Raw genomic sequence first — 5,001 nt, forward strand, 5'->3', positions numbered from 1 at the left:
CAACCCGCTTGCCGCCATGGGCAATAGGACGGGCGCCCAGACTGATGAAACCGGCCTTCATCGACAGCGGATTGGCGTTGTAGCTCTCGTCGATCAGGGTGAAATGACCACCCATATGGGCCACGCACCTGGTTTCCCCGCGACCGGCCAGAGGGGCAAAATCGGCCAGAGCCTCGAACGCCGTCTCCAGCGACACATCCAGCGCCCGCAGCATCAGGATCACGCACAGGCTGTTCAGGCCCCAATGCACACCCGACTGGGCCAGACGATAGGCGTGACGCTGCCCCTCTATCTCGGCAACCACAGTGGCACCTTCGGGATCGGCATCAAATGACAGCAGACGCGCATCGGCATCCTCGCCGGTGCCGAAAATCTTTAGAACAGCGCCCGCATCGCGTGCAGCCTGTTTGACGATGTCGGCATAGGCGTTATCGCCGTTGATGACGGCCACACCGCCTTCAACCAGACCTTCAAAGATCGCGCCTTTTTCACGCGCCACACCGGCCTCGCCATCGGCAAAAGCTTCGATGTGCACAGGGCCAACCGTGGTCACACAGGCCGCATGCGGGCGCACCTGTTGCGACAGCGGGCCGATCTCGCCGGGATGGTTCATGCCGATTTCAAACACAGCACGCTCGGTATCAGCTGGCATGCGCGACAGGGTCAGCGGCACACCGATATGATTGTTATAGCTCTTGATCGAGGCATGCGATTTGCCCGCCAGATCAAGACCGGCCTTGATAGCCTGGGTCACGCTGGTCTTGCCGACGCTGCCCGTTACGGCACCGCGCTTGGCGGCACTGCGGTCACGCGCAGCAGCCCCCAGGTCTTCCAGCCCTTTTAAGGTATCGGGCACAACCACATAGGCCCCGCCCTCGACCGGATGCTCGACCAGCGCCACGGCGGCACCGGCGTCAAAAGCCGCCTGTGCAAACTCGTGACCGTCACGGGCACCCTTCAGCGCCAGAAACAGGTCACCGGACCGGATTTCACGGGAATTGTAAGTCAGGCCGCCGACATCTGCGTCGGCACCTTCCAGTTTACCGCCAACGGCCGAGGCAATGGCTTCGGCAGTCCACAGCGGCTTTTCAAGATCAGGCATTTTCGCTCAGGGCAAGGCTTGCTTCGGTGACGTCATCAAACGGATGGACCACACCGCCGACGATCTGGCCCTGTTCATGCCCTTTTCCGGCGATCACCACCACATCTCCTTCACGCATCATACCAATAGCGTAGTGGATGGCTTCGCGGCGGTCGCCGATTTCCTTGGCGTCGGGGCAGCCTTCCTTGACCTGCGAACGGATAAAGGCCGGATCTTCCGAGCGCGGATTATCGTCGGTGACAATGGCTACATCGGCCAGACGCCCCGCAATCGCGCCCATCAGAGAACGCTTGGTACGGTCGCGATCGCCACCGGCCCCGAACACCACGATCAGGCGACCCGTCGCGTGCGGACGCAGCGCATTCAGCACCGTCTCCAGACCATCCGGCGTGTGGGCATAGTCGACATAGACCTCGCCGCTCTTGTTCGAATGGGCCTGAACACGTTGCAGACGGCCTTGCGCACCCTCGATCATTTCAAGGGCCGGAATAACCTTGTCGGCATCTTCGCCACCGGCAATGCACAGGCCCGCCGCGACAAGCGCGTTGGAAGCCTGGAAGCCGCCAGCCAGCGGCAGAAGGATGTCGTGCATACGGCCACGCACATCGATCACCAGACGCTGGCCTTCCGGCGTCGGACGACGCTGGACCAATGTCAGATCACGACCGCGCTCGCCTACGCCCATCACACCCAGACCCGCCATAATGGCCGACGAGGCAAAGGCCGAATAGGCATCCGAGTCTGCGTTCAGAACCGCTGTACGGCCACGCGGCAGCAGGGTTTCAAACAGGCGCAGCTTGGCCGCACGGTATTCTTCCATCGTCGCGTGATAGTCGAGATGGTCTTGGCTCAGATTGGTAAAGCCCGCCGCCTTGATCGCCACGCCGTCCAGACGGCGCTGGTCCAGACCATGCGAGGACGCTTCGAGCGCGAGGTGGGTCACTTCTTTACGGGCCAGTTCGGCCAGAAGGCGCGCAGCCTCCGCGGCATCGGGGCTGGTCAGGCCGGGGCCGGTCAGGGCGTAGGTCTTGTCGCCCTTTTGGCCGACGACACCCAGCGTGCCCATGCTGGCCGACTTATAGCCCATGCCCGCCCAGATCTGGCGGCAGAAGTTCGCCACCGAGGTCTTGCCGTTGGTGCCGGTGATGGCAACGCAGTTCTTGGGCTGGGCACCGTAAAACGCACGCGCCGCAATCGCATAGGCGCGGTGCACATCGCCCGAACCGATCAGCAGAGGTGCGGCATCGGTCGGCGTATCGTTTGGTGCCAAAACCGCCGCTGCGCCCTGCGACAGCGCCTGATGGATAAAGTTGCGACCGTCGGCATTCGTACCCGGCAGGGCGACAAACAGCGCGCCCGGCGTGACCTTGCGGCTATCGGACGTGACCGAGGTGATTTCAGGATCGGACGCCAGATCGCGGTTCAGCAATTCTGACAGACGTTGGGCGCTCACTGGGCAGGACCCTCGGTCTTGGGTTGAGGGATACGTTCGCCCGTGGAGGTGAACCAGCGGTCATCCTTGCGCGCTACGCCAAGGAACTCGGCGATACGGTCGGCAATACGGCCCACGGCCGGAGCAGCCACAAAGCCGCCTGTACGCGGATAATGACCCGGCTCGTCGATCAGAACGAAGACCGAATAGCGTTTGGCATTCACCGGACCATCGGCAGGGAATACCGCCGCAAACGAGCCGACAGCCACGGTCGGGTCATAGCGGCCATTGACCAGCTTGTTGGCCGAACCGGTCTTGCCCCCGACGCGCAGGCCCGGTGCATTGGCACGGCCACCCGAACCACGGGCCACATTGCCGCGCATCAGTTCCAGCATCACCGCCGAGGTTTCCGGCGAGATGACCTGACGGGTTTCGGCATTGCGGTTGCCGCCACGACGCAGGGTCGGGGCAACATAGCGGCCACCATTGGTCAGCGCGCCATAGGCGGCGACGGTCTGCAGCGGGGTGCTCATGATGCTGTAACCGAACGACAGCGAAGCCAGCGTCGAGTCGCCCCATTTCTGCGGATAGGTCGGACGGGCGCTTTCACGCAGTTCGATCGGTGCTGCATCCAGCAGGCCCAGACGCTTGAAATAGTCGCGCATGACCTCGTCGCCCATTTCGACCGCCAGCTTGGACGTGCCGATATTGGACGAGTGCAGGAAGACTTCTTCCAGCGTCATCACCTTGTTCTTGGCGTGGAAGTCGGTGATGCGGCGATTGCCAATAAAGAACGGCTTGGAGGCATCAAACAGGGTGCCACGGTCGGCACGGCCTGTATCGACACCGGCGGCAATCGCATAGGCTTTAAAGATCGAGCCCATTTCATAGTGGGCCGAGGTCACACGGTTCAGCGTGGCATCATTGCCCGCGGTGACCGGCTTGTTCGGATCATAGGTCGGGTACGAGGCCATACCCAGAATCTCGCCCGTCTGCACATCGGCAACGACCGCAATACCGGCCTTGGCATTGGCTTCGGCGACAGCCGCCGCCAGTTCGTTTTCGACCACGCCCTGAACACGCATATCGATCGAGATCGGGAAGTCGTCGCCGCCCATACCCGCATTGCGGATCTCACGGTCAAACGCCAGTTCAACGCCCGACACACCCTGCCCGCCCGTATCCGAACGGCCCAGCAGGTGCGATGCCGAAGCGCCCAGCGGATAAACGCGGCGGTCTTCAGGCTCGAACGTCACGCCGCCCAGAGCCAGATCATGGATGGCTGTTTTTTCGTGCGGGGTCAGGCCGGTGGCCACGATCAGGCGACGCTCGCCCGACAGGACGCGGTCCAGCTTGTTCTTGGAAACGCGCGGAAGAGCCGCCAGAATCCGCTCGCGGGCCACGTTCACATCCCACACTTCGCGCGGGTCGATATAGAGGCCGTAATGGGTGATATTGGTCGCCAGCAACAGGCCGTTGCGATCGACCAGATCGCCACGCGTCAGCATCGGACGGCTGCTGCCGTAACCCACACGGCCCTTGTCGGCAAACAGCGCCGCATAGGATGCGCCGCCCATCAGCACCACAAACACCAGCGCGAAGGCCGCCATCACCAAAAAGATGCGGAAACGCGGATCATCCTGTGCGCGATCATGGCTACGGGCGCGCCCGTAAGCGTTCTCGACATCCCATACCAGCGCACCGACGCGGTTGCCGATCTTGGCTGCCAGACCATCCAGTGCCGGAGCCTTGATACTGGGTGCCGGACGGCCCCAGTTCATATCGCGGTGATCGTGAACGCTCATGGCTGACCTTCCTGGCCAGAAGCTTGAACAGAAGCTTGAACAGGGACTTGAACAGCCGGCACAGCAGCCGGCGCCGCAGGAACAGTCGCGGTCACAACCGGTGCGGGGGGCTGATGCTCGGCAGCGATTTTTGCCAGACCGTCTTCGTCGGCGCGGCGCTGAACCTTGACCGGCTCAAGGCCAAACTGGCGCGAAAGCGCTTCCAGACGGGCCGGTTGCTCCAGACGGGTCGCTTCGGCCCGCAACAGGCGCACGCGTTTTTCGTTCTCGCCGATCTCGCGCTCGATCGAGCTGATTTCGGTGCTTTCGCGGGCGGCAGCCGTCTTGACGATATAGACCGACACCATCACAGCCGCGAGGCAGACCACAGACACCAGTTCGATCACGCGCACACCGCGCACACGCCAGTCAAACAAACGCTTCAGGGACGCAAGGACAGGGTTCATTTGCGCCCTCCCCCGAGTTTCCACGCCGGTGCCGATGTACGGACCGCCGCGCGCAGCTTGGCCGAACGGGCGCGCGGATTGGCGGCGCTCTCTTCTTCGGTTGCGGCCTGTGCGCCCTTGAACTGCAAGGCAAAGGTCGGCTGGCGCGTATCCACGGCCACCGGCGCATGGCGCGATCCGCCCGGCATATTGCCCGTGCGTTCCTGCAGGAAGTTT

At 62.9% G+C, this 5,001-nt stretch carries 4 protein-coding genes and 1 pseudogene; all 5 read right to left on the bottom strand.

Annotation, left to right across the window (positions count from 1 at the left end; genetic code table 11):
- A partial coding sequence (murF, locus tag RSB01_RS13490) for a UDP-N-acetylmuramoyl-tripeptide--D-alanyl-D-alanine ligase (RefSeq protein ID WP_332625670.1) occupies positions 1-1,102 on the bottom strand: 1,102 nt, incomplete at its 3' end.
- Positions 1,095-2,555, bottom strand: a complete 1,461-nt coding sequence (locus tag RSB01_RS13495; RefSeq protein ID WP_332591507.1) for a UDP-N-acetylmuramoyl-L-alanyl-D-glutamate--2,6-diaminopimelate ligase — start codon at positions 2,553-2,555, stop codon at positions 1,095-1,097. The genes RSB01_RS13495 and murF, both read right to left, overlap by 8 nt.
- Positions 2,552-4,339, bottom strand: a complete 1,788-nt coding sequence (locus RSB01_RS13500) for a penicillin-binding protein 2 (protein WP_332625671.1) — start codon at positions 4,337-4,339, stop codon at positions 2,552-2,554. Before RSB01_RS13500 ends, RSB01_RS13495 begins: the two co-directional genes overlap by 4 nt.
- Positions 4,336-4,785, bottom strand: a complete 450-nt coding sequence (locus RSB01_RS13505) for a cell division protein (RefSeq protein ID WP_332591279.1) — start codon at positions 4,783-4,785, stop codon at positions 4,336-4,338. The genes RSB01_RS13500 and RSB01_RS13505 overlap by 4 nt, the downstream gene beginning before the upstream one ends.
- A pseudogene (locus RSB01_RS13510) lies at positions 4,782-5,001 on the bottom strand (16S rRNA (cytosine(1402)-N(4))-methyltransferase); the annotation flags it as partial. The pseudogene RSB01_RS13510 and the gene RSB01_RS13505, both read right to left, overlap by 4 nt.

Source organism: Brevundimonas sp., from assembly GCF_036659295.1.
Taxonomy (GTDB): Bacteria; Pseudomonadota; Alphaproteobacteria; order Caulobacterales; family Caulobacteraceae; genus Brevundimonas.